Genomic DNA, 25,555 nt, shown 5'->3' with positions numbered 1-25,555 from the left:
CGCCACGGGCCTGGCGCACAGTGCCTCTCGACTATCCGAGATACCCGGTCGCCCCAGCGGCCGAGCGAGAAGAGGAACCGAGATGAGCATTGCCCTTGACCCCCGCGTGACCGCCTTTGTCGAGGCCCGCCACGGCCTGTTGATCGACGGCCAGTCCCGTCCTGCTCTGTCCGGTGCCGAGATGCCGGTGCATAACCCGGCTACGGGCGAAGAACTGGCGCGGGTGGCGGTGGCCGGCAAGGCCGATGTGGACCTCGCAGTGGCCGCGGCGCGCCGTGCCTTCGATGGAAGTTGGGCGGCACAGCGCCCGGCCGACCGAGAACGCCTGCTGCTGAAGTTGGCCGACGTGCTGGAGGCCCACGGCGAAGAGCTGGCACAGCTGGAAACCCTGAACAATGGCAAGTCCATCAACCTGTCGCGCGCCATCGAAGTGGGGGCAGGCGTGGAGTACACCCGCTATATGGCGGGTTGGGCCACCAAGATCGAGGGCAAGAGCCTGGATGTCTCGATCGGAGCGATTCCCGGCGGCAAGTTCCGCGCCTACACGGTGCCGGAGCCGGTGGGGGTGGTGGGGGCCATCGTGCCCTGGAACTTCCCGCTGATGATGGCCTTGTGGAAGATCGTGCCGGCCCTGGCCTGTGGCTGCACAGTGGTGCTCAAGCCAGCGGACGAAACCCCGCTTACTGCCCTGCGCCTGGGCCAGTTGTGCCTGGAAGCGGGCATTCCTGCCGGCGTGGTGAACATCGTCACCGGTGTGGGCGCCGAAGCGGGCGCCGCGCTGGCGGCCCATCCGGGGATCGACAAGCTGGCGTTCACCGGCTCCACCCCGGTGGGCAAGCTGATCGGCCATGCGGCGGTTGAGAACATGACCCGCTTCACCCTGGAACTGGGCGGCAAGTCGCCGGTGATCGTGCTCGACGACATCGCTCTGGATAACGCCGCTGCTGGTGCCGCCGGGGCGATTTTCTTCAATCAGGGCCAGGTCTGTACCGCCGGTTCGCGCCTCTATGTGCAGCGCAAGTCCTTCGACCAGGTGCTGGAGCGCCTGCAGGGCATCGCTGGCTCCCTGAGCATTGGTCCGGGTCTGGATCCGAGCGCGCAGATCAATCCGCTGATCTCCGCCAAGCAGCAGCACCGGGTGCTGGGCATGATCGAGAGCGGTCGTGCCCAAGGCGCCAGTGTCATCTGCGGTGGCGAGGCCCATGGCGAGCGAGGCTTCTTCGTCAAGCCGACGGTGATCGCCAACGTGCGCTCGGACATGCAGGTGGTGCGCGAGGAAATCTTCGGTCCGGTAGTGGTCGCCACCGCCTTTGACGAAATCGATGAAGTGGTGCACCAGGCCAACGATAGCCCCTACGGCCTGGCGGCGAGCATCTGGTCCAACGACCTGAAGCAGGTCATGGGACTGATCCCGCGCCTGAAGGCCGGCACCGTGTGGGTCAACGCCCACAACCTGCTGGACCCGTCCATGCCTTTCGGCGGGTTCAAGCAGTCCGGCATCGGCCGCGAGATGGGGCATGCCGCCATCGAAGCCTTCACCGAAAACAAGTCGGTCTGCATCGCCTACTGAGTTCCGTACCAGGAGCACACCCGTGCGGGCGTCGCTCCGAAGACCTTTCGCCTGCTGCGGCGAAGCCGGGCCCTTGTGGAGGCCCGGCCTTTTACATGCCTTGAACCAAACAACGACAACATCCGCCTTCGAGGTTCACCACCATGTCCATCAACGCAAGACTCACCGCACACCTGGATCGCGGTACGGTCGGATTTCCCACCGCGCTCGCCAGCACCATCGGCCTGATCATGGCGAGCCCGGTGATCCTCACCGCCACTATGGGTTTCGGTATCGGTGGCAGTGCCTTCGCCGTGGCCATGCTGATCGCCGCCGTGATGATGCTGGCGCAATCCACCACCTTTGCCGAGGCGGCATCGATCCTGCCCACCAGTGGTTCGGTATACGACTACATCTCCTGTGGCATGGGGCGCTTCTTCGCCATCACCGGCACCATTTCCGCCTACCTGATCGTGCATGTGTTCGCCGGCACCGCCGAGACCATCCTCTCCGGGGTCATGGCCCTGGTGAACTTCGAGCACCTCAACACCCTTGTCGAGTCCGCCGGTGGCTCCTGGCTGTTGGGTGTCGCCTTCGTGATTACCTTCGGCATCCTCAATGCGTTTGGCATCAGTGTGTTCAGCAAGGCCGAAGTGATCCTCACCTTTGGCATGTGGACGACGCTGATGATCTTCGGTGTGGCTGGCCTCATTGCCGCGCCCAGGGTGGAGCTGGACGGCTGGTTCGGCGCCTCGCTGATCGGTACTGACCTGACCACCATCCTGTCCCTGGTGGGCATGGCGATGTTCATGTTCGTCGGCTGCGAGTTCGTCACCCCGCTGGCTCCGGAAGTACGCCGTTCGGCCCGGACCCTGCCGCGCGCGATGGCCCTTGGGCTTCTGGGAGTGGCGTCCTGCATGTTCATCTACGGCGCGGCCATGAAACGCCAGGTGGAAAACGTGCTGCTGGACGAAGCGACCGGCGTGCATCTGCTGGACACGCCCATGGCCATTCCTCAGTTCGCCCAGGCCGTGATGGGCGATATCGGGCCGATCTGGCTGGGTATCGGCTTCCTGTTCGCCGGTGCCGCCACCATCAACACGTTGATGGCCGGCCTTCCGCGCATCATGTACGGCATGGCCGTCGATGGCGCGCTGCCCAAGGCCTTCACCTACCTGCATCCGCGCTTCAAGACCCCGCTGTTGTGCATCGCCGTGGCGGCAGCGATTCCCTGCATTCACGCCTGGTGGCTGGGTGGCAATACCGATGACATCTTCAATCTGGTTCTGGCCGCCGTCTGCGCCTGGAGCACCGCCTACCTGCTGGTGACCCTGTCGGTGGTGATGCTGCGCATCCGTCGTCCGGACCTGCCGCGCGCCTATCGCTCGCCCTGGTTCCCGCTGCCGCAGATCGTCTCCAGCGTCGGCATTCTCATCGGTCTTTGGTACATCACGCCGCCGGGCATGAACCCCCGTGACGTGTACATCCCCTTCGGCGTGATGTTGGGCCTTACCGCTGCCTATGCGCTGTTCTGGACGCTGGTGGTTCAGAAGGTCAATCCGTTCCTTCCGGTTCCGGTGGAAGAAGTGCTGGAAAAAGAGTTCAGCCACGAACCTGTTGCCCACGCCGTGGAGAATTTCAGCCATGTTTCCAAGCCTGTCTGAGTACTGGCGGCGGCCGCCTCCCGGCTACCAGCCGGGGGCGACGCTGTTGAAGGTGATGCGCGACCTGCAAGGCTTGCGCGCCGAAACGCTGGAGGGGGCGGTCACGCGCTTCTCCAGCGATGACGGGGACCTGGTTTTCGATGTTCGTGAACGGGTCCAGGCGCAGTTCCTCATGCACCTGGTGCTCACCGAGTTCGTCTTGCAGGTCCCTTCGACCGGAGTGGGACCAGTGCGTATCGAACTGAGCCATCGTGGGGCGATTCGCCGCCAGGGAGTCACCTGCAATGTGCGTGCAGGCGATGCACGCGCGCTGGGCGAGTTGCTGGGGCGCCTGGAAAGCGACCAGGTGTTGCGGGCGGCGCTGATGCCGCTGGATTTCAAACGTCTGGTGATCGAGCGGGAAGGGCGGCAGTGGAGAGTCCGCCTGGAACACATGGGGGCCAGCGAAGTGGTCAACCGGATGCCCGGCTTCCGCCGCTATATCCGTCTCGTGCCTGAACAGCGGCAGTTGCTGTTGCAGGCGTTGCGCGCATTCAAGGACGTTCTTGGTAACCACTGAACGAGCTGGACGGGTACACCTCTTGCTTAGGCATTAACGATCTATTCGGGCCTGGCAGCTTCCTTGTCGGCAAAATAGATAACATGTTAATAATGTCGCCATAACAACAATGTGGCGTCAGCCCGATCCGGAGGTTCCCGATGGTTGCCCAAGCTGTCCGCTCCCATGATTTCGATTCCTGGCTCCGTTCTCTGCAAGGCGTTTGCGGCCGTTTCGAGTCGCGTCCCGCACTCAGCCATGGGCTGTTCATCGGTGAAATCTCCCGCCAGGACCTTGCCGGCCTGGAAGTCGCCCAGATCCGCACCAATGCCGGCATGATCAGCCGGCAGCGCACCTCAATCGACCACGACGATGACCGCCACTGTTTCCTGATCGTCCAGCGCAGAGGTCGTGCGCAATTGCGCCAGAATGGCGAAAGCGTGGAGCTTGCTCCGGGTGAGATGGCCTTGATGGACTCGGCCCGCGGTTGCGAGATCGTCCCCCACGGGCTGATCGAACACGCCTCCTTCCACCTGTCCCGCGAGGATGTCTGCCGCCATTTGCCGGAAGGCCGGCCGACCTTCGGCAAGCTCTCCCAGCACTGCGCCAGCGGCCGGGTCTTGCGAACCCTGGTGGAGCAGATATGCGGCGGTGAGCTTGACCATTGCGCTGGCCTCGAAGAGGGCGAGGCTCTGCAGGAAGCGCTGATCGCCCTGTTGGCGCCGACCCTGCGCCTGCAACCCGGACAAACCACCAGCGAACAGGATGGCTGCCACAATGCCGGCCTGCGCAGCATGGCCCAGCAACTGATCGACCAGTCCCTGTCAGAGCCCGGGCTGACACCGCTGTCCCTGGCCAGGCAACTGAACATCTCCGTGCGCCAGCTCTACCGGCTGTTCGAGGACCAGGGCGACAGTGTCTGCCGGTTCATCCAGCGCGCTCGGCTGAAACGCAGCGCCGCTGACCTTTCCAATCCGCGTCTGCGTAATGAGTCCATCACCGACATTGCCTTTCGCTGGGGCTTTACCGATTCGGCGCATTTCAGCCGGACCTTCAAGAAGCACTTCGAGCAGTCGCCGCGGGATTACCGCGCAAACGCGTTCATCGGTTGAGGGGGCGGTTCTGTAGGAGCGGGCTTGCCCGCGAAGCTCTTCCGGCGCAGTTCTCGCGAGCAAGATCGCTCCTACCGGGCAATCCTCTGTTTCAACTTCCGCGCTACGCCGCGCACGCCCGGCTCGTAAACGTCCCGCTCAACCGCCGCCAGGGCCAGCCCCAGGACCTGTTCGGCGATCAGTTCGTGCTGCTGGTACATGGAGTTCACCGGTAGCGGCAGGAAGTCCAGCAACTGGGTATCGCCGAAGGTGCCCACACGCATCCCCTGCGGCCAGGCGCCGTGTTCGCGCAGGGCATCCAGCACGCCTGCCAGCAGGACGTAGGCGGTGGTGATCAGCACATCCGGCAACTCGCCCTGTCCGAGCAGGTCGGCCATCAGGCGCTGGCCGCACTCGCGACTGAAGTCTTCGCCCTGGAGTTCCAGCACTTCGCACTTGAGCCCTTTCAAGGCGTCATGGAAGCCCGCGCTGCGTTCGGCGCTGATGGGCAGGTCTGGCCGCGCACCGAGCAGGGCGACGCGGCGGGGAGCGGGGCTCAAAAGGCTGCGGGTGAGCTGCAGGCTGGCCTGGCGGTCGTCGCTGACCACCGCACAGAAGCGCGCCGGATCGCGCACCCGGTCGACAGCGATCACCGGCAATCCTTCGTCCAGCAGACGAGCGAGGCTGTCGTCTTCCGGCGGCAGGCAGCTGGCGACTATCAGCGCATCGCAGCGCCGCGCGCGGAACAGCTTGAGCAGCTGCCGCTCGCTTTCCGGCTCGTCGTCGGAACTGGCGATCAGCAACTGATAGCCCCGCGCCCGCGCGGCCTGTTCGAGCAGCTTGGCCAGGCGTGCGTAGCTGGGGTTTTCCAGGTCTGGAAGGATGAAACCCAGGGTGCGCGTCTGTCGGCTGCGCAGGCCGGCGGCCTGGGGATTGGGCTTGAAACCATGCTCATCCACCACCGCCTGCACGCGCTCCACGGTGGCCGGGCTGATGCGCTTCTCCTCGGCCTTGCCGTTGATCACGTAACTGGCGGTGGTCACCGAAACACCGGCCAGGCGGGCGATATCGCTGAGTTTCAAGTTCACGACTCCTGTTATGCGGATGTGTTTCATCGGGCGGGCTTCAAGAATCGAAGATTATCGAGTAACGTGCCAGCTCAGTTTAGTGAAACGATTCAGCAAGCGCTCTGTCTACGCTTTGACCGATCCAACCGACGTTCGGTGGCGCTGCTGATGGCAAGTGACAACGATAAGAAGGGCGCAAGGCCCGAAGAGGTGATGCGATGCTCGAACTGACCGCAGGGCAGATTTCCATGGGCCTGGTCGCGGCGGACAAGGCGGGTGCGTTGCGCATGCTCGCCGAGCTGCTTGAGGGCGATGGCCTGGTGGCGGCGGGGTACCTCGCCGGTCTCGAGGCTCGCGAGGTCCAGGGCTCCACCTTCCTTGGCCAGGGCATCGCCATTCCCCATGGCACGCCGCAGACCCGCGAGCTGGTATTCAGCACCGGCGTGCGCCTGATGCAGTTCCCCGAAGGGGTCGACTGGGGCGGTGGACAGATCGTCTACCTCGCCATCGGCATTGCCGCCAAATCCGATGAACACCTGCGCCTGCTGCAGATCCTCACCCGTGCCCTGGGTGAAGCTGATCTCGGCAGCGAATTGCGACAGGCGCAAACCCCGGAAGACATCCTCAAGCTGCTGCAGGGCGCTCCCCAGGAGCTGGCGCTGGACGATCAACTGATCGGCCTTGGCGTGGCAGTGGAAGACTATGACGAGCTGGTGCTGCAAGGCGCTCGCCTGTTGCGTCGCGCCGAGTGCGTTGGCGGCAGCTTTGCCGCCGCGTTGCTGCAGGGCGAACCGCTGCCCCTGGGCGAGGGCCTCTGGTGGCTGCACAGCGACCAGGCAGTGCAGCGTCCCGGCCTGGCCTACCTGACGCCGGAAAAACCCCTGCGCCTTCTCGACCAACCCCTCAACGGACTGTTCTGCCTGGCCAGCTTGGGCGACGCCCACCTGGCGCTGCTGGAACGCCTATGCGCCCTGTTGATCGAGGGGCGGGGCCGCGAGCTCGCCCGCGCCACTCAACGTCGCGCGGTACTTGAGGTCCTGGGTGGAGACATCCAGCCTGACTGGCCGAGCCTGCGTCTACCCCTGGCCAACGCTCACGGTCTGCACGCGAGGCCGGCCAAGGAACTGGCGCAACTGGCCAAGACCTTCGATGGCGAGATTCGTCTGCGGCTTGCCGACAGCGCCACGGCCGCCGTGTCCGCCAAGAGCCTTAGCAAGCTCCTGAGCCTGGGCATCCGCCGTGGTCAGCTCATCGAGGTCATTGCCGAACCGGCTATCGCCGATGCCGCTTTGCCGGCGCTGAAAGCCGCCATCGAGCAGGGTCTGGGCGAAGAGGTCGAACCCTTGCCGGTCAGCGAGCAGGCCACTCCGGAGGACGAAGCGGAGGCGCAACCCATCGCCGCCCCGACGCCTGGCAGCCAGCTCCACGCGGTACCCGCCGCCCCCGGTATCGCCGTTGGGCCTGCACATATCCGTCTGCACAAGGAGTTCGACTATCCGCTGCGTGGCGAGTCCCCCGACGTCGAGCGCTCGCGCCTGCAACAGGCCATCGGCCATGTGCGTGGCGAGATCGAGGCGCTGGTGCTGCGCAGCGAGGCGAAAGCCATCCGTGAAATCTTCATCACCCATCTGGAAATGCTCACCGACCCGGAACTGGGCGACGAGGTGGATGCCCGCCTGAAACAGGGCGAAAGCGCAGCCGCTGCCTGGCTGGCGGTGGTGGAAGGTGCCGCCGCCCAGCAGGAAAGCCTGCACGATGCGCTGCTGGCCGAGCGTGCCGCCGACCTGCGGGATATCGGCCGCCGCGTGCTGGCCCAGCTCTGTGGCGTGGAGGCGGCCTCCGAGCCGGACGAGCCCTATGTCCTGGTGATGGACGAGATGGCGCCTTCCGACGTTGCGCGCCTTGACCGCGACCGCGTGGCTGGCATCCTCACCGCCCGTGGCGGTGCCACTTCCCACAGCGCCATCGTCGCCCGTGCCCTGGGCATTCCCGCACTGGTTGGGGCCGGAGCCGGTGTGCTGCTGCTGGAACCGCTTACACCGCTGCTGCTGGACGGCCAGCGCGGCCGACTGGTCGTTGCTCCCGATGCCGAACAGCTGCAACGGGCCCGTCAGGAGCAGGAAGGGCGCCAGCGCCGCCTGCAACTGGCCGATGCCGACAAGCTGCAACCGGCCCTGACGCGCGATGGCCACCGGGTGGAAATCTGCGCCAACCTGGGCGACTGCGCGGGAGCCGCCAAGGCGGTGGCGCAAGGTGCGGAAGGCGTCGGCCTGCTGCGCACCGAGTTCATCTTCATGGCTCACCCGCAGGCGCCCGACCTGGCCACCCAGGAAGCGGAGTACCGCCGGGTATTCGACGCCCTCGAGGGCCGCCCGCTGGTGGCCCGTACCCTGGATGTCGGTGGTGACAAGCCATTGCCTTACTGGCCGGTGCCGGACGAGGAGAACCCTTTCCTTGGCGTGCGCGGGGTGCGCCTGACCCTGCAGCGTCCGAAGCTGATGGAGACCCAGTTGCGTGCGCTGATGCGTGCCAGCGAAGGGCGGCCGCTGCGCATCATGTTCCCCATGGTCGGCACGGTCGAAGAATGGCGTCAGGCCCGCGACATGGCGCTGAAAGTTGCCGCGGAGATTCCCCAGGCCGACTTGCAACTGGGGATCATGGTCGAGGTGCCGTCCGCGGCTCTGATTGCCCCCGTGCTGGCCCGCGAGGTGGACTTCTTCAGCATCGGCACCAACGACCTGACCCAGTACTGCCTCGCCATCGACCGTGGCCACCCGACGCTTTCCGCCCAGGCCGATGGCCTCCACCCGGCAGTGCTGCAACTGATCGCCCTCACGGTGCGCGCAGCCCACGCCCAGGGCAAATGGGTGGGCGTGTGCGGCGAGCTGGCGGGCGACCCGCTGGCGGTGCCACTGCTGGTGGGGCTGGGCGTGGATGAATTGAGCCTGTCCACGGGTGGCATTGCCGAGGTCAAGGCACGGGTGCGCGAGTTCAACCTGAGTGCTGCCCGTGAGCTGGCTGAAGGTGCACTGACCCTGGAAAGCGCGGCGGCGGTCCGCGAACTGGCGGAGCGTTTCTGATGGCTCGCATTCTCTGCATCACCCTGAACCCCGCCCTCGACCTGACCTTGCGCCTGGATCGCCTGGAACCCGGCCGGGTGAATCGCAGCCTGGCCCAAGCCAGCCATGCTGCCGGTAAAGGCGTGAACGTCGCCCAGGTGCTGGCTGACCTCGGTCACGACCTGACGGTGTCCGGCTTTCTCGGCGCGGACAACGCCGAAGCTTTCGAGGCGTTGTTCGCCCGGCGTGGTTTCTCCGACGCCTTCGTTCGTGTACCGGGGGAAACTCGCAGCAATATCAAGTTGGCCGAAGCCGACGGGCGCATCACCGATATCAATGGCCCGGGTCCGATGGTGGATGCCTCCGCCCAGGCTGCGCTGCTGTCGCGACTGGATGCCGTCGCGCCGGGGCATGATCTGGCCGTGGTGGCCGGCAGCCTGCCTCGAGGTGTGGCGCCGTGTTTTCTCGCCGAACTGATCACGCGGCTCAAGGGGCATGGCCTGAAAGTGGCCCTGGATTCCAGCGGCGCAGCCTTGCGTGCCGGCCTGCAGGCCTCGCCCTGGCTGATCAAGCCGAACACCGAAGAGCTGAGCGAACTCTGTGGCCGGTCGCTGACCGATATCGCGGCACAACGCGAAGAGGCTGGCCAGCTACAGGCACAGGGGATCGAGCAGATTGTGATTTCCCAGGGCGCAGACGGCGTTAACTGGTTCGGCCCCGGTTTCGCCCTGCACGCCCAGCCGCCAAGGGTCAGCGTGGCCAGCACCGTGGGTGCCGGCGATTCCCTGCTGGCCGGCATGGTTCACGGCCTGCTCTGGGACTGGCCAGCCGCTCGCGCCCTGCGCCACGCCACCGCCATCGCCGCCCAGGCGGTGACCCAGGTGGGCTTCGGCATCAGCGATGCCGCGCAACTGCAACAGCTCGAAGGCGCCGTAGAGATCCGGGCGCTGGAAGAACAACAAGAGGTGTCCCGATGAAACTCGCCATAGTCACTGCCTGCCCCAATGGCATGGTTACCAGCGTGCTCTGTGCGCGCCTGCTGGACGCCGCCGCACAGCGCCTGGGCTGGAGCACCAGCGTCGAAATCGTCGACCCGCAGCACCCGGAAAACCAGTTGTCGGCCGCTACCCTGGAAGCCGCCGACTGGGTGCTGGTAGTCAAGAGCGGTGCACTGGACCTGACCCGCTTCACCGGCAAGCGCCTGTGCATCGCCAGCCCCGCCGAAGCCCTGCGTGACAGCGAGTCCTTCCTTCTGCGCGCCGCCGTCGATGCGCGGGAGCAGCCGGCCGAAGCACCGACTGCCGCTCCCGTCGCGGGTTCACGGCCACGCATCGTCGCTGTCACCGCCTGCCCGACCGGTGTGGCGCATACCTTCATGGCGGCTGAAGCGCTGAAGCAGGCGGCGCAGCGCCTGGGCATCGAACTCCAGGTGGAAACCCAGGGCTCGGTAGGCGCCCGTGATCCGCTGACGCCCGAAGCCATCGCCGCCGCCGACGCCGTGCTGCTGGCTACCGATATCGAAGTGGACACAGCCCGCTTTGCCGGCAAGAAGGTCTTTCGCTGCGGCACCGGCGTTGCCCTCAAGCAATCCGAAGCCACCCTCAAGCGTGCCCTGAGCGAAGGCCAGTTGCTGGACACCAAGGCTGGTACTGACGCCCAGGCAGGCAAGGCCAAGGCCGAACCCAAGGGCGCCTACAAGCACTTGCTCACCGGCGTCTCCTACATGCTGCCGATGGTGGTCGCGGGCGGGCTGTTGATCGCCCTGTCCTTCGTCTTCGGCATCGAGGCGTTCAAGGAGGAGGGCAGCCTCGCTGCCGCACTGATGCAGATTGGTGGCGACGCGGCCTTCAAGCTGATGGTGCCGCTGCTGGCCGGCTACATCGCTTATTCCATTGCAGACCGTCCCGGCCTGGCGCCAGGCATGATCGGCGGCCTGTTGGCCAGCATCCTCGGCGCCGGGTTCATTGGCGGCATAGTCGCGGGCTTTCTCGCGGGCTACTCGGCGCGGGCGATCAATCGCCATCTGAACCTGCCGCAGAGCGTCGAGGCGCTGAAGCCGATCCTGATCATCCCGTTGCTCGCCAGCCTGTTCACCGGCCTGGTGATGATCTACGTGGTGGGCAAGCCTGTGGCGGGAATGCTCGCCAGCCTTACCCACTTCCTCGACAACATGGGTACGTCCAACGCCATCCTCCTTGGCCTGCTGCTGGGCGGGATGATGTGCGTGGACCTCGGGGGGCCGATCAACAAGGCCGCCTACGCGTTTTCCGTGGGGCTGCTGGCATCGCAAAGCTATGCGCCGATGGCCGCCACCATGGCCGCCGGCATGGTGCCGCCCATCGGCATGGGCATCGCCACCCTGCTGATGCGTCGCAAGTTCGCCCAGGGCGAACGCGAGGCTGGCAAGGCGGCGCTTGTGCTGGGGTTGTGCTTCATCTCCGAAGGCGCCATTCCCTTCGCTGCCAAGGACCCGTTGCGAGTGATCCCGGCCAGCATCGCCGGCGGTGCCCTGACCGGCGCGTTGTCCATGTACTTCGGCTGCAAGCTGATGGCACCCCATGGTGGCCTGTTCGTGCTGCTGATCCCCAACGCGATCAACCACGCGATGCTTTACCTGCTGGCGATAGTCGCCGGCAGTCTGGTGACCGGAGTGATCTACGCGCTGCTCAAGCGTGGAGCCGAGCAGGAGCTGGTGCTGGAGTCGCAGCGCGTGGCCTGACCCCTGGTCGTGCACCGCGCTCAGGCCTTGCCGTAGTCCCGCTCGACGTGGGCCACGCGGGTGCGGAATGCCCGGTACCACTCTTCCCGTCCACGCCGCTGCGCCTCACGGTGCTCGGCCTGGAGACGCCAGGTGCGGATGTCTTCTTCGCTGCGCCAGTAGGACACGGTTATCCCCAGCCCGTCGGCACCACGGGCGGATTCCACGCCAAGGAAACCGGGCTGGTCACCGGCCAGTTCCAGCATGCGCTCGGCGGTGGCGGCGTAGTCCTGCTCGGTCTCACTGCGCAGCGAGGTGAAAATCACTGCGTAGTAGGGCGGCTCCGGCGTCTGGGCAATCATCGGGCATTCTCCTGGCAGGCATTGACGAAGGCGTGTACCAGCGGTGGCAGGCGGCCGATCAGCGCAGCACGTTCCGGCTGGAAGAGGGTGGCGATGAAGAACGGGTGGTCGTCCAGTTCCACTGCGCGCACGGCCCCGGCGGGGTCCTGGGCGGAAACGCGCAGCGGACCTTGGGTGAGGGCTTCGCGGAAAGTCGGGTTGAGTCCATATCCGCAGAAGTAGCCCTCGAAGGCATCCTCGGCGCCGTAGGCTTCGGCCACGCGCGAGCCGGGGGTCAGTCGCACGCGCTCCAGGGTATCCCGCAGGGCGCATGCAAGTGGGCTGATGACGGCGCGCGATGCATGGGGGACTTCTTCGGCGTGCTCGGCATCGGACCAGCCCAGCACATTGCGCGCGTACTCCAGCAGCGCGTGCTGGAAGCCACCGCAGGTGCCGAGAAATGGCTGGGCGTTGCGGCGCGCGTGGGTAATCGCTTGCAGAGCGCCTTCGGTGCTGCGGTAAGGAGTGGCGGGAATGCACCAGAGGCCATCGAAGCTGTCGAGCCGAGTCTGGCCAATGCGTTCCGTAGCCAACCAGATGCCTTCCACGTTCTTCCCGGTGGCCCGTGCGGCGAGCTCAAGGGCGTGGGGAATGGCGCGGTGTGCGGTGATGTTGTCGTCCCTGTCGCCAACCAGGCCGATGCGCAGTTGCTTCATCTCTGTCCTCCATTGCCAGGCGCGGCTTGCGCCCGCTCCGGTCGACTATATAGTTGCGAAAAGGCAATCAATATTGGCGATTTGGCAAGGTGGGATTGCAGTGACGCAATACAAGATCGACCACGCCGACCTGGCTCTGGTCCTTGCGCTGGTTCGTGGTGGCACCCTGGCTCGGGCCGCTGAGCAGCTCAAGGTGGATGTCTCCACGGTATTCCGCGCCCTCCGGCGCCTGGAACAGGCGCTCGGCAGCGTGCTGTTCGAGAAAAGCCGCGCCGGTTACCTCCCCAACATGGCGGCGCAACTGCTGGCACAGCAGGCCGAGCTGGCGGAGAAGGCGCTGGAAGCGGCGCGATTGGGCCTGGAGCAGGGTAGCGAGGCTGTCAGTGGCACCCTGCGCCTGACCTGCACCGACGCCGTACTCCACGGGCTGCTGTTGCCCGCACTCGCGCACTTCATGCCCGCTTATCCCGCGCTGGAACTGGAGCTGACCACCTCCAACGACTTCGCCAACCTCAGCCGCCGCGACGCGGATATCGCCCTGCGCCTGACCACCTCTCCGCCCGGCCACCTTGTGGGCCGCTGCCTGGGCCCGGTGCCCTACGTCCTCTGCGCGGCGGATGCATATCTGGCGCGCTGGCCCGAACGCGATCCGACGCGCATGGCCTGGATAGCCCCTGACGATTTCCTGCCCAACCATCCCAGCCTGGTCTGGCGTCGCCAGCGCTTCCCCGACGTGCAGCCCATGCATCGCTGCAACAGCATGCTGTCGGTGGCGCAACTGGTGCGTGCCGGCCTCGGTGTGGCGGCGCTGCCGGAATTCCTGGTGCGTGGCGAAGCGGGACTCACGGTTCTCGAAGGCGACCTGCCCGGCTGCACCAGCGCGCTCTGGCTACTGACCCGGCCGGACTGTCGTGCGCTGCGTTCGGTCATCACCCTGTTCGAAGAGTTGGGGCGACACATCCGGCTGCCAGGCGTCGCGGCGCAGAGCGGCTAACCTTGTTCTGGCAATGCTGCCCAAGTGCCAGTCCACCTGCCTGCAAGCCCCGGGAGGGCGCTATGTTCAAAGCCATACTCGCCATCATCGTCATCGCGTTACTCGGCGTGCTGGGGTACGCCGCGATCAGCCCGGATCATTTCCGCATCGAACGCACGACCACCATCGCGGCGCCACCGGAGAAGGTCTTCCCGCTGATCAACGACTTGCGCCAATGGACGTCCTGGTCGCCCTGGGAAAAGCTCGACCCGGCACTCAAGCGCAGCTACAGCGGCCCGAAGGAAGGCGTCGGCGCCGCGTATGCCTGGCAGGGCAACAACGAGGTGGGCACCGGGCGCATGGAAATCACCCAGAGCGAGCCGGCCTCGAAGGTGGAGATCAAGCTGGACTTCCAGATGCCCTTCGAAGCCCACAACACCGCCGAATTCATGTTGCGGCCGCAGCACGGCGGCACCCAGGTCACCTGGGCCATGTACGGGCCTTCGCCCTATACCCATCGCCTGATGCAGGTGTTCTTCGACATGGATGACATGGTCGGCAGCAAGTTCGACCAGGGCCTGGTGAACCTCAAGGCCGCCGCCGAGAAATAACCTGAAACGGACCGCTCGGCTCGTCAGCGGGCCGGGCGGCCAGGCAGAGCTATCCTCAATTCCTCCCCCGTGGGGGCGAATTCATTCGCGAATGAATTCGCCACGACATTTTCTCGCGCCGCTGTCGATTCCCGTTGGCGCCGAACGACCAATGGGTGTCAGTACCCCGCAGCCACCCGAGGAGCCCATCATGAAATACCTGTGCCTGATCTATATCGAAGAAGCCAAGCTCGCCACCCTGACCGACGCCGACTACCAGGCGATCGCCAGTGAGTGCGTGGAATACACCGAGCAACTCGCCGCCAGCGGCCACTACCTGGCGTCCAATGCGCTGGAGTCGGTACGGACCGCCACCACACTGCGCCTGCAGGGCGGTCGCGTATCGATGACCGACGGCCCCTTCGCGGAAACCAAGGAGCAGCTCGGCGGCTTCTACCTGATCGAGGCGCGCGACCTCAACGAGGCGCTGCAGATCGCCGCGAAGATCCCGCCGGCACGCCTGGGCTGCATCGAGGTGCGACCTGTGCGCGAGCCCGAGGTCCGGCCGACCCTGGGTGCCGTTTCCTGATGCAACGGGGGGCCTGATGGACGAGGCCGAACTGCACAAGCGGGTCGAGGCGATCTATCGCAGCGACTCGCGCCGCGTCCTCGCCACGCTGATCCGTCTGCTGGGGGATTTCGACCTGGCCGAGGAAGCCCTGCACGATGCCTTCATCGCCGCCGTGCAGCAGTGGCCGCGGGACGGCATTCCGACCAATCCGCGCGCCTGGCTGGTTTCGGCCGGCCGCTTCAAGGCCATCGACGGCCTGCGCCGGCGTGCCCGCTTCGACGCGTCGAAGCGTCACCTGCTGGCCGAACTTGAAGAGGCTGCCAGTGAGTTCGAGGAGGGCGAGGATGTGGAGGACGACCGTCTGCGGCTGATCTTCACCTGCTGCCACCCGGCACTGCCCGCCGATGCCCAGGTACCGCTGACCCTGCGTGAAGTCTGTGACCTGAAGACCGAAGAAATCGCCCGCGCCTTCCTGAGTACGCCATCCACCATTGCCCAGCGCATCGTCCGCGCCAAGACGAAGATCCGCGACGCGCGCATTCCCTATCAGGTGCCGTCGCTGGCCGAGTTGCCGGAGCGGCTGGATAACGTCCTGCGGGTCGTCTATCTGGTGTTCAACGAGGGCTATTCGGCGTCCTCCGGCGACTCCCTGACCCGTACCGATCTTTCGGCCGAAGCCATCCGGCTGGCGCGGCTGCTGCTGGAGTTGCTGCCGGACCCGGAAGTGATGGGCCTGCTGGCGCTGATGCTGCTGCACGACTCGCGCCGTTCCGCCCGTGCCACCGACAACGGCGACCTGATCCTGCTGGATCAACAGGATCGCTCCCTGTGGGACCGGGCGCAGATAGCCGAAGGCCTCGCCCTGGTTACGCAAGCCCTGGCCAGCCGGCGCGCCGGCGTCTATGTGCTACAGGCCGCGATCAGCGCCGTGCATGCCCAGGCGGCGAGCGCCGCGCAAACGGACTGGGGACAGATCGTCGGGCTCTACGATTTGCTGCAACGGCTGGTCCAGTCGCCGGTAGTGGCGCTCAATCGCGCCGTGGCCATTGCGATGCGCGATGGTCCCGAAGCGGGGCTTGCCGAGGTGGACGCCTTGTTGGATGCCGGCGAGCTCAGCGACTACCACCTGGCGCATACCACCCGCGCTGACTTCTGCCGTCGTCTCGGACGCAAGGCCGAGGCGCGTGCGGCGTACCAGAACGCACTGGCGCTGGTACGCCAGGAACCCGAGCGGCGCTTCATCGAGATGCGCCTGCATGAACTGGAGGAGTGACGTCACCGTTCGTCGATCCCGGCGAGCGCTTTGTCGAAGCCGGACAGCGGCCCACGACCAAGGGTGAACCCACCGGCAAACCGCCGACGGAACCCCTTTTCGGAACCAAGGAGACGCACCATGAGCAGCGAAACCCTCAAGGCCACCGCAGAGCTGGAAGTCCACGAAGTCTTCAACCAGTGGCTGAAAGCCGCCCGCGCCAAGAACGTGGACGCCATCCTGACCTGTTATGCGGACGACGTGATCGCCTATGACGCGATCCTCAAGTTGCAGTTCAAGGGACTCCAGGACTACGGCCAGCACTGGCGTTACTGCATGGAGATGTGTGCTGGCGACGGCATCTTCGAACCGGCCGACCCGACCATCCAGGCCGATGCCAATGTCGCCTTCCTGCACTGCCTGGTGCGCTGCGGCGGTGAGCAGGACGGGGAAGTGAAGACCAGCTGGATGCGCGGCACCCAGTGCTATGTCAAGCGTGGCGGACAGTGGAAGATCGTCCACGAGCACTTCTCTGCGCCCTTCGATATCGAAAGCGGCAACGCACTGTTCGATCTGCAGCCCTGACCGCCATCCCCCGCAGGAGCGACCTCTGCTCGCGAAGGCTCGCTCCCGCGAGGGTGGATCAGGCCGCCAGGCGTGGCGCCAGTTGCTCCAGCGTCACATGCCCCTTGAAGCCTCCATCGCTGAGCGCCGGCTCGCCGTCTTCGATGGCGCGGGCGAAGGTGATGGCCGGGTCGGCCTTCAGCTTCAGCAGGTAGCGTTGCAGGTGCGGGCACTCCCGGCCAAGGTCGAACAGCTTCATGTACTCCACCCAGCGGCTGACACCGGCGAAGTAAGCGTCCGCCAGGCTGCGTTGTTCACCTAGCAGCCAGTCCCGATCCTGCAGCAGGCCATCCAGATAAGCGCATTGCACTCTCACGTCCGCAGTGCCTTTCTTGCGTAGCACGGCCTTGGTGGTGTCATCGCCATCGGCCATCTCGTAGGCCGCCCAGAGCGGTGCGAACGAGCCGAAGAAATCAGTCACCAGGTAGGCCAGCATCTGGCTCAGGCGGTCGTATTCCGGACTGCCCTGGATCGGGCACAGCTCGCTGCCCGGATTCCGACCGGCAAGGCTGAGCAGGATGGCCAGGCTTTCACTGACCGGCTGACCGCTTTCGGTCAGGAGGGCGGGTGTCTTGTTCAACGGATTGATGCGGGCGAACAGCGGGTCCCAAGGCTGCTCCAGCATCTCCACGCGGCACAGGCGGTAGGGCAGGCCGAGCCACTCGAGGGCCACGATCGAGCCGAACGAACAACCTTGCGGTACGCCATAGAAGAGAACGGGTTCCATAGTCTTGCTCCTTGTAGTGGGGGGTGAAAGGCCTTGCTGAGCGGCCGTGGAACCACCTTAGGAGTGAATCAGGCTATATTCCGCCCTAATTAATTTCGTGCCTGGAACTTTTTTCAGGGAGCCTGGCCATGCCTAATCCAACCACCCGCGTGCTCGCCGTACTCGAGCTGCTGCAGACCCACGGCCAGCTCAGTGGCAGCGAACTGGCCCGGCGACTGGAGGTGGATAGCCGCACCCTTCGGCGCTACATCGCCACCCTCGAGGAAATCGGCATTCCCCTGACCGCCGAGCGTGGCCGCCATGGTGGCTACCGTCTGGTAGCCGGTTTCAAACTGCCACCCATGATGTTCACCAACGAGGAAACCCTGGCCCTGTCCCTCGGTCTGCTGGCGGTGCAGAACCTTGGTCTGGATCAGGCGGCGCCAGCGGTGGCCAGCGCCCGTGCAAAGCTGGAGCGGGTGATGCCGGCCAACCTCAAGCCACGGCTGCGGGCCCTGGGCGAAGCCGCCACCCTGGACTTGCCGGGATCGCGCGCCAATGCCAGTGAGCGCTGGTTGCTGGATCTCGCGGCCGCTACGCAGATGCGCCAGCGGGTGCGTTTCACCTACAGCGCCAGCGATGGCGAAAGCAGCGAGCGCGAGGCCGATCCGTATGGCCTGGTCTATCGCGCCGGGCGCTGGTACATGAGCGGCTACTGTCATCTGCGCCGGGATCTACGCAGCTTTCGCCTGGACCGGATGCAGGCTCTGCTGCTTCTGGACGCCCGCTTCGAACGTCCGCATGACTTCGACGCCGCCGCCTTCCTCACCGGAAGCATCGCCCAACTGCCCCGTTCGACGGCGGTCGAAGTGCTGCTCAAGTGCGACCTTGCCCGTGCCGCCGAGGAGCTAAGCAGCGGTATGGGCCTGCTGGAGCCGCAGGAGGAGGGCGTGCTGTTGCGTACCCGCACCGACAGCATGAGCTGGTTCGCCCGACAGCTGATGAAGCTGCCTTGCGATTTCGAGGTGCGCGAACCTGAGGCCTTGCGTGAGGAAGTTCGCGCCAGTGCCTTACGGTTGCTGAGGCTGGTGGAGACGGGGACGCCCATTGGCGAATGAACTCGCCCCCACAAGTCGACGCGAGGCGCTTCGTCAGCCGTTAAACTCGGCCATTCTTTCCGCACCGAGCACACCCATGGATATCGACCTGGCGCGCACCTTCCTGGAGATCGTTCGTACCGGCAGTTTCGTCGCCGCGGCCGAGCGCCTGCACGTCACCCAGACCACAATCACCGCGCGGGTGCACAACCTCGAGCAGCAACTGGATTGCCGGCTCTTCGTGCGCAATCGCGCGGGGGCGCGGCTGACCGCCGATGGCGAAGTGTTCGTTGCCTATGCCAGCCAACTGGTGCAGACATGGGAGGCTGCCAGGCGCGATTTGCCGCTGCCCGAGGGTTTTCGCGACGTGCTCAACCTGGGCGGCGAAGTCAGCCTGTGCAGTCCGCTGGTGCTCAGTTGGGTAATCCGCCTGCGCGAGCGCATGCCATCCCATGCGGTCCGTGCGGAAGTCGGTGAGGCGGGCCACCTGCAACAGCAACTGCAGCGCGGCCTGCTGGATGCCGCGCTGGTCTACCGCCCGGATTACTGGCCGGGCCTGCAAGTGGAGTTGCTGCTGGAAGAGAAGCTGATCCAGGTGCGTTCGACGACCAATCCCGAGCCCTACATCTACAACGACTGGGGCCAGGAATTCCGCCAGCGCCATGACGCCGCGCTACCGGAAAAGGCCAGCGCCGTGCTGTCCACCAATCTCGGGCCGCTGGCGCTCCACTACATCCTCCAGTGCGGCGGTTCCGGCTACTTCCGGGCCCGCGTGGTGCAGGGGCACCTGGAGAATGGCGAGCTGGAACGGGTGGAGAAGGCGCCGGAATTCACCTATCCCACCTACCTGGTCTACTCCCGCGAGAAGGATTCCCCGGCCCTGCGCCAGGCCATCGACGTGCTGCGCGACGTGGTGACCGAGGACATCGACTGGTCCCGGCGCTGGGACCCGATCTGAGCCGATCCCGCCAAGGTCAATCCGTAGGGTGCGCCATGCGCACCAGTGTTCCAGCACGGGATTGTTGGTGCGCGCGGCGCACCCTACGGAGCTGGGCAGCGATTATGGGAGCGAATTCATTCGCGATTGAAATCGCTCCCACAGGTGTGTGCGGGACTCAACTCGCCAGCTGCAGTACCGGCTGCTGTTGCAGGTCCTGCAGCCAGTTGCGGTAGAGCGCAGCGATCAGGTCGCTTTGGCTGATGATCCCGACCACGCGGCCACTGTCGTCCAGCACCGGCAGGCAATGCAGGCCCTGGTCGGAAAGCAGCGACACCAACTCCACCAACGGCGTGTCCACGGTCACGCAGCGCACCGGCCGGCTCATCAGCCGCGACACGGGCGCTTCGCGGCGGGCGCGGAAGCGTTCGGCGAGGCTGCGGGGTGCCGTGCTGGCCGCGTGGCCGAGCAGGTCGGAGAGGGTCAGGATGCCCACCAGGTGCTGCTTGTCGTCCAGTACCGGCAGGGCTTTCAGATGATGCTGGTCAAGCAGGCGCCAGGCCTCGCTGACTGGGGCCTCGGGGCCGATGGTGCGCAGGTCGCGGGACATGATCCGTGCCGCTCGCAGGTCGCCCATGGTGCGGCGCAGCGCGTGCTTTTCGGCGAGCTGGAGCAGGCGCTGGAGATCATCGCGGGTGACGTCGACGAAGCTGCCGAACTCAGCCAGTGCGCGGTCCAGATCAACCTCGGCGATGCCATTGCGCTCGCCGGGCAAGGGGTCGGCGGTCAGGTGCGGGCCGCTGGCAGGGTGCGCGACCTTGCGCGGGTAGGGGACGCCGCTGAGGTTGTTGAACAGCAGTGCGGTGTTCACCAGTACCAGCGACCCCAACAGTACGGGCAACAGCAGATGCCAGCCGAGCGCGGAGAAGACTGGTCCACCGAGCGCGGCCCCCAGGGCGATGGCGCAGCTGGGGGGATGCAGACAACGCAGCGCCTGCATACCCACCAGGGCCAGGCCGAAGGCGGTTGCAGCGGCGGCCAGCGGGGGCAGGCCCCAGTGGCTGACCAGCAAGCCGATGGCTGCCGCCAGCACATTGCCGGCGACCACTGGCCATGGCTGGGCAACCGGACTGGAGGTGACGGCAAACAGCAGCAGCGCGGAGGCGGAGAACGGTGCGATCAGGCGCAACGCCAGGTCGGTACCGAAAAGCTGATTGCAAACCAGCGCGGCGAGAAAGACGGCGATGCAGCCACCAATGGCAGCGCGCAGCCACTCCCGTGGAGGGGCATTACTGGCGTCCGGCAGCAGTCGCTGCAGCCAGAGACGCAATGGGTTCTGGGGCATGGGCATGACACTAGGCAGTTGATAAAGGGAGAGGCCGGAGGCGCTGTACGGAAAGTGCCGGAGCCGGGCGGCTTTTCGTACAGACCCCTGGTCCTCTCAATCCCACCGGAGTGGGAAGCTCCATCCCTGGATATGGAAATGTTTTCTCTCGCGCACGGTTCCTCGGGAGCCTGCTTGCGCAGGCCACACCGGGCCGGGCGTCGGGGATGGGGGCATGCTAAGGGGTGAAAAAATAGAAGACTAATGAATGTTATTGCTTGTGTAGTGCAAAAAAAGTGCACTAAAGCACTGGGACCTGGAGATGAATTCCTGATTCTTTCTTCCCTTCCCAGGTGTTGCTCCAGCAACACCTGAGCAGCAAGTTGCCTGCTTAATTCAGGATTGGCTGTTTGCTGAAATTACTAACTCGTTGATTTATAAATAAAAACAGAACTGGCACGGGTGCTGCTTTATCCCTCTGCAAGCAAGGTCGCGACTGTTCGCGGCGAAACAGCAGTGCAGAGAGCCCCATGTCGCAATCCCCGATTTCCGCCCAGTACCTCATTGGTATCCCCGACGCCCAGATCATTCGCAGCGATGCGCAAGCCATCGAAGTGGCCCATCGCGTTGCAGCCTTCCTGCTCGAGGGCGATGCCGAGCGCGATCGCACTCGCCAGGTTCCGTCAGAAGTCGTGGACGTGTTCTCCAACAGCGGCCTCTGGGGCATTACCGTGCCCAAGGTGTTCGGCGGCGCCGAGGTGAGCTACGCCACGCTGGCCGAGGTGATCGCCATCATCTCGGCCGCCGATGCGTCTCTCGGGCAGATCCCGCAGAACCACTACTGCCTGCTGGAAGACATTCGCCTGCAGGGCACCTATGAACAGAAGCGCCTCTTCTTCGGCCTGGCGTTGAAGGGCAACCGCTTCGCCAATGCCCTGTCGGAAACCGGCGGCAAGAACGTCCAGGACATCCAGACCCGCATCCGCCGTGACGGTGATGCCCATGTCATCAACGGTCGCAAGGGCTACTGCACCGGCTCGCTCTACGCCCACTGGCTGGCGGTGCTGGCCGTGGACGAAGACGACAAGGCCCAGCTGGCTTTCGTCCCGCGTGGCAGCGACGGGCTGGTGATAGTCGACGACTGGTCCAGCATCGGTCAGCGCAACACCTCCAGCGGCACGGTGCTGGCCCAGGACCTGCGGGTGCCGGCGACTAACCTGTTCCCCACCTACCGTTCCTACGAGAGCCCGACGCTGGCCGGCCCGTTCGCCCAGATCACCACCGCTGCCATCGATGCCGGGATCGCCCGTGCGGCCCTGCGCGACACCATCGCCTTCGTCCGTGAGCATGCGCGCCCGTGGATCGATGCCGGTGTGGAGAAGGCCAGCGATGACCCGCTGACCATCATCCAGGTGGGCAACCTGGGGATTCGCCTGGAAGCCGCCGAAGCGCTGCTGGAGCGTGCCGGCAAGGTAATGGATGCCGCTCGCCCGGCACCGGACGAGGACAATGTGGCCGCCGCCTCGGTAGCCGTGGCCAAGGCCAAGGTGCTGACCACCGAAGTCGCCATCGAAGCCTCCAACAAGCTGTTCGAGTTGGGTGGCACTCGATCCACCCTGGCGCGCTACAACCATGATCGCCACTGGCGAAATGCCCGCGTGCATACCCTGCACGACCCGGTGCGCTGGAAGTACCACGTAGTGGGTAACTGGCTGCTCAACGGCGTGAAGCCTCCGCGTCACGACTGGTCCTGAGGCGCGCGACATGAGCAAGCAGATCCGCCTCAACGCCTTTGCCATGAACGCCGTGGGCCACCTTTCCCCCGGCCTCTGGCGCCACCCGCGCGATCAGGCACGGCGCTACACCGATATCCACTACTGGATCGAGCTGGCGCAAACCCTGGAGCGCGGCAAGATCGACGGCCTGTTCCTCGCCGATGTGCTGGGCGTCTACGACGTCTACCAGGGTGGACCGGAGCAGGCGCTGCGCACCGCCGCCCAGGTGCCGGTGAATGACCCGCTGCTGCTGGTGCCGGCAATGGCCGCCGCTACCCGGCACCTGGGTTTCGGCGTGACCGCGTCGGTGTCCTTCGAACACCCGTACCCGTTCGCCCGGCGCATGAGCACGCTGGATCACCTCACCGGCGGTCGTGCCGGCTGGAATATCGTCACCTCCTACCTGGAGAGCGGCGCACGCAACATCGGTCTCAAGCAGCAGCTCAATCATGAGCAGCGTTATGCCCTGGCAGGGGAATACCTGGAGGTCTGCTACAAGCTCTGGGAAGCCAGCTGGGACGAGGACGCAGTGGTCGCCGACGTCGAGCACGGTGTCTATGCCGACCCGACGAAGGTGCATCCGATTGCTCATGAGGGGGCGCACTTCCAGGTGCCCGGCTTCCACCTCAGCGAGCCGTCGCCGCAGCGCACTCCGGTGCTCTACCAGGCCGGCGCTTCCAGTCGGGGCAAGGCCTTCGCCGCCGGTAATGCCGAGTGCGTGTTCGTCGCCGCGCCCACCCGCCACATCCTGCGCAACCAGGTGGCCGACCTGCGCCGCCAGGCCGAAGCCGCTGGGCGCAAGGGCAGCGACATCAGGGTGTTCAACCAGCTCACGGTGATCGTCGCGCGGACCGATGCCGAGGCCCAGGCGAAGTGGCGCGAGTACCGCGAGTTCGCCAGCCATGACGGTGCCCTGACGCTGATGTCCGGCTGGACCGGCATCGACTTTGGCCCGTACGCGCCGGACCTGGTGCTGCGCCAGGTCCAGAGCAACGCCATCCAGTCGGCGGTGGATGCCTTCACGGCCGCTGACCCGAGCCGCACCTGGACCACCGCCGAGATCGCCGACTACTGCGCCCTGGGCGGTGACGGCCCGTTGCTGGTGGGTTCGCCGCAGTCCGTGGCCGATGAGCTGCAGGGCTGGGTGGAAGAGACCGACGTGGACGGCTTCAACCTGTCCAGCATCGTCGCGCCGGAAACCTTTGTGGATATCGTCGACCTGCTGGTGCCGGAGCTTCAGGCCCGTGGCCTTTTCAAGCGCGAGTACGAAGACGGCAGCCTGCGCCACAAGCTGTTCGGCCAGGGTGACCGTCTTGTCGAGCCGCATCCGGCCGCGCGATTGCGCAGGAAGGTGGGGCAATGAACGAACTGCTCGCCAACCTCGATTGGGTTGAGATCGGCCAGGCCTGCATCGACACCCTGACCATGCTCGCCCTGGCGCTTGGTTTTACCGTGCTGCTCGGCCTGCCGCTGGGCGTACTGCTCTACCTCACCGGCAAGAAGCAGATGCATGAGAAGCCTGGTTTCTATCGCTTCGCTTCGGCGGTGGTGAACACGCTGCGCTCGCTGCCTTTCATCATCCTGCTGATCGTGATGATCCCGCTGACCACGCTGCTCACCGGCACCTCCCTCGGCGTCGCCGGGGCCATTCCGCCGCTGGTGGCCGGCTGCACGCCGTTCTTCGCGCGGCTGGTGGAAACCGCCCTGCGCGAAGTGGACCGCGGACTGGTGGAGGCTACTCAGGCCATGGGTGCCAGCACCTGGCAGATCATCTGGCACACCTTGCTACCGGAAGCCCGCACCGGGTTGATCGCCGCCGTGACCGTCACCGCCATCGTGCTGGTGGACTACACCGCCATGGCCGGTGTGATCGGTGGCGGTGGGTTGGGCGACCTGGCCATCCGCTTCGGCTACCAGCGATTCCAGACCGACGTAATGGTGGTCACCGTGGCCCTGTTGGTCCTGCTGGTGCAGGCGCTGCAGACGAGCGGCGACCGTCTCGTGATCCGCTACAGCCGCCGTTGAAATCCCGCCGCAGGGCAGCCGGCTTTCGCTGCCCACCCAAGGCCCCACGTTGACCCCACGACGGCCAATCCAAATCTGCCCAGGAGCACTTGCAATGAAAAAGGCTATCGCCATTCTCGCCGCCGTCGTCGCCTTCTCTGCCCAAGCCGGCGAGAAGCTGGTGGTCGGCGCCACCCCGGTCCCCCACGCGGAAATCCTCGAGTTCATCAAACCCACCCTGGCCAAGGAAGGCGTGGACCTGGACATCAAGGTCTTCACCGACTTCATCCAGCCCAACGTGCAATTGGCCGAGAAGAATCTCGACGCCAACTATTACCAGTACCGACCCTTCCTCGATGAGTTCAACAAGAGCCGTCACACCAACCTGGTACCGGTGGTGGGCATTCACATCGAACCCTTCGGCGCGTACTCCACCAGGATCAAGAAACTCGACGAGCTGAAGGACGGCGCGTCAGTGGCCATTCCCAACGACCCCGTGAACACCGGACGCGCACTGGTGCTGCTGCACGAGGCCGGGTTGATCAAGCTCAAGGACCCGAGCAACACCCTGGCCACCCAGCGCGACATCGCCGAAAACCCCAAGAAGCTGAAGATCCGTGAACTGGAAGGCGCACTGCTGGCCCGTTCCGTCAGCCAGGTGGACCTGGCCTTCGTCTTCGCCAACTACGCCCTGGAAGCCGGCATCGATACCAACAGCGCGCTGATCGTCGAGAAGGGCAAGGACCTCTACGCCGAATTCCTCGTCGCCCGTCCGGACAACCTCCAGGACCCCGGCCTGCAGAAGCTGGCCAAGGCCCTGAACTCGCCGGAAGTCCGCCAGTTCATCGTCACCCGCTACAAGGGCCAGATCGCCCCGGCGTTCTGACTCGCGCATTGCCTCCCCTGGCGCAGATACGACCCTCTCTCCCTTTGGGAGAGGGCTGGGGTGAGGGAAACCCGACTCGCTCCATTGCTGAAG

Annotated in this window: 23 protein-coding genes; 18 read left to right on the top strand and 5 right to left on the bottom strand. The window is 65.4% G+C overall.

Annotated elements, in window-relative coordinates; genetic code table 11:
* Positions 1 to 82: 82 nt before the first annotated feature.
* The 4 genes from D6Z43_RS11945 (at position 83) to feaR (ending at position 4,863) form a co-directional block, all read left to right on the top strand.
* Complete coding sequence (locus D6Z43_RS11945) at positions 83 to 1,570, top strand: aldehyde dehydrogenase (protein WP_120652348.1); 1,488 nt, start codon at positions 83 to 85, stop codon at positions 1,568 to 1,570.
* 143 nt (positions 1,571 to 1,713) lie between these two features.
* Positions 1,714 to 3,213, top strand: coding sequence for an APC family permease (locus D6Z43_RS11940; RefSeq protein WP_120652346.1), 1,500 nt, complete (start codon positions 1,714 to 1,716; stop codon positions 3,211 to 3,213).
* The gene (locus tag D6Z43_RS11935) at positions 3,194 to 3,772 is read left to right on the top strand and encodes a DUF3156 family protein (protein WP_120652344.1); all 579 of its coding nucleotides are present in this window, start codon (positions 3,194 to 3,196) and stop codon (positions 3,770 to 3,772) included. The genes D6Z43_RS11940 and D6Z43_RS11935 overlap by 20 nt, the downstream gene beginning before the upstream one ends.
* Positions 3,773 to 3,912: 140 nt before the next feature.
* Positions 3,913 to 4,863 carry a transcriptional regulator FeaR gene (gene feaR / locus D6Z43_RS11930; protein WP_120652342.1) on the top strand — a complete coding sequence of 317 codons (951 nt, stop codon included), beginning with the start codon at positions 3,913 to 3,915 and terminating at the stop codon, positions 4,861 to 4,863.
* A gap of 71 nt (positions 4,864 to 4,934) precedes the next feature.
* Here the strand turns inward: feaR and cra are convergent, their stop codons facing one another.
* Positions 4,935 to 5,924: a catabolite repressor/activator gene (cra, locus tag D6Z43_RS11925; protein ID WP_120652341.1), complete on the bottom strand. Its 990-nt coding sequence runs from the start codon at positions 5,922 to 5,924 to the stop codon at positions 4,935 to 4,937.
* Positions 5,925 to 6,127: 203 nt separating this feature from the next.
* On the opposite strand from cra, the gene ptsP reads away from it, so the two are divergent.
* Genes ptsP through D6Z43_RS11910 form a run of 3 tightly spaced genes read left to right on the top strand, consistent with a single transcriptional unit; the run spans position 6,128 to position 11,687 of the window.
* A complete protein-coding gene (ptsP, locus tag D6Z43_RS11920) occupies positions 6,128 to 8,989 on the top strand; it encodes a phosphoenolpyruvate--protein phosphotransferase (protein WP_120652339.1) in 2,862 nt (953 codons plus the stop codon).
* Positions 8,989 to 9,945 (top strand): 1-phosphofructokinase, encoded by a 957-nt coding sequence (gene pfkB / locus D6Z43_RS11915; RefSeq protein WP_120652337.1) that lies wholly within the window; start codon positions 8,989 to 8,991, stop codon positions 9,943 to 9,945. The genes ptsP and pfkB overlap by 1 nt, the downstream gene beginning before the upstream one ends.
* The gene (locus D6Z43_RS11910) at positions 9,942 to 11,687 is read left to right on the top strand and encodes a PTS fructose-like transporter subunit IIB (RefSeq protein WP_120652336.1); all 1,746 of its coding nucleotides are present in this window, start codon (positions 9,942 to 9,944) and stop codon (positions 11,685 to 11,687) included. Before pfkB ends, D6Z43_RS11910 begins: the two co-directional genes overlap by 4 nt.
* A gap of 20 nt (positions 11,688 to 11,707) precedes the next feature.
* On the opposite strand, the gene D6Z43_RS11905 is transcribed toward D6Z43_RS11910, so the two are convergent.
* Both D6Z43_RS11905 and D6Z43_RS11900 read right to left on the bottom strand, forming a co-directional pair.
* Positions 11,708 to 12,028 carry an antibiotic biosynthesis monooxygenase gene (locus tag D6Z43_RS11905; protein WP_120652334.1) on the bottom strand — a complete coding sequence of 107 codons (321 nt, stop codon included), beginning with the start codon at positions 12,026 to 12,028 and terminating at the stop codon, positions 11,708 to 11,710.
* Positions 12,025 to 12,723, bottom strand: coding sequence for a CTP synthase (locus D6Z43_RS11900; protein ID WP_120652332.1), 699 nt, complete (start codon positions 12,721 to 12,723; stop codon positions 12,025 to 12,027). The genes D6Z43_RS11905 and D6Z43_RS11900 overlap by 4 nt, the downstream gene beginning before the upstream one ends.
* Positions 12,724 to 12,823: 100 nt before the next feature.
* Here D6Z43_RS11900 and D6Z43_RS11895 point away from each other — a divergent pair, with 100 nt between their 5' ends.
* From D6Z43_RS11895 to D6Z43_RS11875, 5 genes are all read left to right on the top strand, one after another.
* Positions 12,824 to 13,717, top strand: coding sequence for a LysR family transcriptional regulator (locus D6Z43_RS11895; protein ID WP_256660997.1), 894 nt, complete (start codon positions 12,824 to 12,826; stop codon positions 13,715 to 13,717).
* Positions 13,718 to 13,779: 62 nt separating this feature from the next.
* Positions 13,780 to 14,307, top strand: coding sequence for an SRPBCC family protein (locus tag D6Z43_RS11890; protein ID WP_120652330.1), 528 nt, complete (start codon positions 13,780 to 13,782; stop codon positions 14,305 to 14,307).
* A 190-nt stretch (positions 14,308 to 14,497) separates the two neighbouring features.
* Positions 14,498 to 14,875, top strand: a complete 378-nt coding sequence (locus tag D6Z43_RS11885; RefSeq protein ID WP_120652328.1) for a YciI family protein — start codon at positions 14,498 to 14,500, stop codon at positions 14,873 to 14,875.
* 31 nt (positions 14,876 to 14,906) lie between these two features.
* Complete coding sequence (locus D6Z43_RS11880) at positions 14,907 to 16,130, top strand: RNA polymerase sigma factor (protein ID WP_120655244.1); 1,224 nt, start codon at positions 14,907 to 14,909, stop codon at positions 16,128 to 16,130.
* Between the two features lie 120 nt (positions 16,131 to 16,250).
* A complete protein-coding gene (locus tag D6Z43_RS11875) occupies positions 16,251 to 16,694 on the top strand; it encodes a nuclear transport factor 2 family protein (RefSeq protein WP_120652327.1) in 444 nt (147 codons plus the stop codon).
* A 58-nt stretch (positions 16,695 to 16,752) separates the two neighbouring features.
* On the opposite strand, the gene D6Z43_RS11870 is transcribed toward D6Z43_RS11875, so the two are convergent.
* Positions 16,753 to 17,460, bottom strand: a complete 708-nt coding sequence (locus D6Z43_RS11870; RefSeq protein WP_120652325.1) for a glutathione S-transferase family protein — start codon at positions 17,458 to 17,460, stop codon at positions 16,753 to 16,755.
* A gap of 128 nt (positions 17,461 to 17,588) precedes the next feature.
* Here D6Z43_RS11870 and D6Z43_RS11865 point away from each other — a divergent pair, with 128 nt between their 5' ends.
* Positions 17,589 to 18,557: a YafY family protein gene (locus D6Z43_RS11865; protein WP_120652323.1), complete on the top strand. Its 969-nt coding sequence runs from the start codon at positions 17,589 to 17,591 to the stop codon at positions 18,555 to 18,557.
* A gap of 76 nt (positions 18,558 to 18,633) precedes the next feature.
* Entirely contained in the window at positions 18,634 to 19,494 is an 861-nt protein-coding gene (locus tag D6Z43_RS11860; RefSeq protein ID WP_120652321.1) for a LysR family transcriptional regulator, read from the top strand.
* A gap of 157 nt (positions 19,495 to 19,651) precedes the next feature.
* Here the strand turns inward: D6Z43_RS11860 and D6Z43_RS11855 are convergent, their stop codons facing one another.
* Entirely contained in the window at positions 19,652 to 20,818 is a 1,167-nt protein-coding gene (locus D6Z43_RS11855; RefSeq protein WP_120652319.1) for a CBS domain-containing protein, read from the bottom strand.
* Positions 20,819 to 21,327: 509 nt separating this feature from the next.
* Between D6Z43_RS11855 and D6Z43_RS11850 the strand changes: the two genes are divergently transcribed.
* From D6Z43_RS11850 to D6Z43_RS11835, 4 genes are all read left to right on the top strand, one after another.
* Entirely contained in the window at positions 21,328 to 22,551 is a 1,224-nt protein-coding gene (locus D6Z43_RS11850; RefSeq protein ID WP_120652317.1) for an SfnB family sulfur acquisition oxidoreductase, read from the top strand.
* 10 nt (positions 22,552 to 22,561) lie between these two features.
* Complete coding sequence (locus D6Z43_RS11845; protein ID WP_120652316.1) at positions 22,562 to 23,935, top strand: LLM class flavin-dependent oxidoreductase; 1,374 nt, start codon at positions 22,562 to 22,564, stop codon at positions 23,933 to 23,935.
* Entirely contained in the window at positions 23,932 to 24,597 is a 666-nt protein-coding gene (locus D6Z43_RS11840) for a methionine ABC transporter permease (protein ID WP_120652314.1), read from the top strand. Before D6Z43_RS11845 ends, D6Z43_RS11840 begins: the two co-directional genes overlap by 4 nt.
* 94 nt (positions 24,598 to 24,691) lie before the next feature.
* Complete coding sequence (locus D6Z43_RS11835) at positions 24,692 to 25,462, top strand: MetQ/NlpA family ABC transporter substrate-binding protein (protein WP_120652312.1); 771 nt, start codon at positions 24,692 to 24,694, stop codon at positions 25,460 to 25,462.
* Positions 25,463 to 25,555 lie beyond the last annotated feature (93 nt).

The organism is Pseudomonas sp. DY-1 (assembly GCF_003626975.1).
Taxonomy (GTDB): domain Bacteria; phylum Pseudomonadota; class Gammaproteobacteria; order Pseudomonadales; family Pseudomonadaceae; genus Metapseudomonas.
This window is presented reverse-complemented; position numbering and strand designations above follow the sequence as displayed.

What these genes read in the sequence shown, in the direction of transcription:
- D6Z43_RS11870 (WP_120652325.1), bottom strand. Translation starts at nt 17,460, where the DNA reads ATGGAACCCGTTCTCTTCTATGGCGTACCGCAAGGTTGTTCGTTCGGC.
- D6Z43_RS11865 (WP_120652323.1), top strand. Translation starts at nt 17,589, where the DNA reads ATGCCTAATCCAACCACCCGCGTGCTCGCCGTACTCGAGCTGCTGCAG.
- D6Z43_RS11900 (WP_120652332.1), bottom strand. Translation starts at nt 12,723, where the DNA reads ATGAAGCAACTGCGCATCGGCCTGGTTGGCGACAGGGACGACAACATC.
- D6Z43_RS11860 (WP_120652321.1), top strand. Translation starts at nt 18,634, where the DNA reads ATGGATATCGACCTGGCGCGCACCTTCCTGGAGATCGTTCGTACCGGC.
- D6Z43_RS11845 (WP_120652316.1), top strand. Translation starts at nt 22,562, where the DNA reads ATGAGCAAGCAGATCCGCCTCAACGCCTTTGCCATGAACGCCGTGGGC.
- D6Z43_RS11840 (WP_120652314.1), top strand. Translation starts at nt 23,932, where the DNA reads ATGAACGAACTGCTCGCCAACCTCGATTGGGTTGAGATCGGCCAGGCC.
- feaR (WP_120652342.1), top strand. Translation starts at nt 3,913, where the DNA reads ATGGTTGCCCAAGCTGTCCGCTCCCATGATTTCGATTCCTGGCTCCGT.
- pfkB (WP_120652337.1), top strand. Translation starts at nt 8,989, where the DNA reads ATGGCTCGCATTCTCTGCATCACCCTGAACCCCGCCCTCGACCTGACC.
- D6Z43_RS11855 (WP_120652319.1), bottom strand. Translation starts at nt 20,818, where the DNA reads ATGCCCCAGAACCCATTGCGTCTCTGGCTGCAGCGACTGCTGCCGGAC.
- D6Z43_RS11875 (WP_120652327.1), top strand. Translation starts at nt 16,251, where the DNA reads ATGAGCAGCGAAACCCTCAAGGCCACCGCAGAGCTGGAAGTCCACGAA.
- D6Z43_RS11835 (WP_120652312.1), top strand. Translation starts at nt 24,692, where the DNA reads ATGAAAAAGGCTATCGCCATTCTCGCCGCCGTCGTCGCCTTCTCTGCC.
- D6Z43_RS11885 (WP_120652328.1), top strand. Translation starts at nt 14,498, where the DNA reads ATGAAATACCTGTGCCTGATCTATATCGAAGAAGCCAAGCTCGCCACC.
- D6Z43_RS11940 (WP_120652346.1), top strand. Translation starts at nt 1,714, where the DNA reads ATGTCCATCAACGCAAGACTCACCGCACACCTGGATCGCGGTACGGTC.
- D6Z43_RS11890 (WP_120652330.1), top strand. Translation starts at nt 13,780, where the DNA reads ATGTTCAAAGCCATACTCGCCATCATCGTCATCGCGTTACTCGGCGTG.
- D6Z43_RS11945 (WP_120652348.1), top strand. Translation starts at nt 83, where the DNA reads ATGAGCATTGCCCTTGACCCCCGCGTGACCGCCTTTGTCGAGGCCCGC.
- D6Z43_RS11910 (WP_120652336.1), top strand. Translation starts at nt 9,942, where the DNA reads ATGAAACTCGCCATAGTCACTGCCTGCCCCAATGGCATGGTTACCAGC.
- D6Z43_RS11935 (WP_120652344.1), top strand. Translation starts at nt 3,194, where the DNA reads ATGTTTCCAAGCCTGTCTGAGTACTGGCGGCGGCCGCCTCCCGGCTAC.
- D6Z43_RS11905 (WP_120652334.1), bottom strand. Translation starts at nt 12,028, where the DNA reads ATGATTGCCCAGACGCCGGAGCCGCCCTACTACGCAGTGATTTTCACC.
- ptsP (WP_120652339.1), top strand. Translation starts at nt 6,128, where the DNA reads ATGCTCGAACTGACCGCAGGGCAGATTTCCATGGGCCTGGTCGCGGCG.
- D6Z43_RS11850 (WP_120652317.1), top strand. Translation starts at nt 21,328, where the DNA reads ATGTCGCAATCCCCGATTTCCGCCCAGTACCTCATTGGTATCCCCGAC.